The organism is Nocardiopsis listeri NBRC 13360 (assembly GCF_001570765.1).
In the GTDB taxonomy this organism is placed as follows: domain Bacteria; phylum Actinomycetota; class Actinomycetes; order Streptosporangiales; family Streptosporangiaceae; genus Nocardiopsis; species Nocardiopsis listeri.
This window is the reverse complement of record NZ_BCSH01000120.1, coordinates 1-842: the sequence shown is the minus strand read 5'-3', so window position 1 is coordinate 842 and position 842 is coordinate 1. Positions and strand designations below refer to the sequence as shown.

The window sequence follows — 842 nt, the reverse complement described above, 5'->3', positions numbered from 1 at the left end:
CACCAGACCCGACCCGGACGGGAACACCGACGTGGGGGCGGACGACCGTTCGGATGTTCCGTCAGAGCTGTCCACCGTCTCCTGGTTGAGCTCGGATTCGCTCTCAGGGGCCTCTTCAAGGATGACGTGGGCGTTCGTTCCGCTGACACCGAACGAGGACACACCGGCCCGCCGGGGTCGGCCCTCGACCGGCTCCCACTCACGAGGCTCCGTAAGCAACTCCACGGCGCCCGCGGACCAGTCCACGTGTGAGGTCGGCTCGTCCACGTGCAGAGTGCGGGGCAGCACCTTGTGTCGCATGGCCTGCACCATCTTGATCACACCAGCCACACCCGCCGCAGCCTGCGTATGACCGATGTTCGACTTCACCGACCCCAACAGCAGCGGCCGATCCTCCGGACGGTCCTGACCATAGGTCGCCAACAACGCCTGGGCCTCGATCGGGTCGCCCAGCTTCGTACCGGTCCCGTGCGCCTCGACCGTGTCGATGTCACCGGCCTTCACACCGGCACCGGCCAGCGCCGCACGGATCACCCGCTCCTGCGACGGACCATTCGGCGCCGTCAACCCATTCGACGCACCATCCTGATTCACCGCCGAACCACGCACCACCGCCAACACCTGGTGGCCGTTGCGGCGAGCATCCGACAACCGCTCCACCACAAGAACACCCACACCCTCACCCCAGCCGGTCCCATCGGCCGCTTCAGCGAACGCCTTGCACCGACCGTCCGGAGCCAGACCACGCTGCCGACTGAAGGCGATCAACGCGTCCGGGGTGGACATGACCGTGACGCCGCTGGCCAGGGCCATGTCGCACTCACCCTGCCGCAGCGACTGCG

Annotated in this window: 1 protein-coding gene; it reads right to left on the bottom strand. The window is 67.5% G+C overall.

Annotated features, from left to right (window positions below):
* The coding region (locus tag NLI01S_RS24700) for a beta-ketoacyl synthase N-terminal-like domain-containing protein (protein WP_190318590.1) at window positions 1–842 on the bottom strand (842 nt) is incomplete at both ends.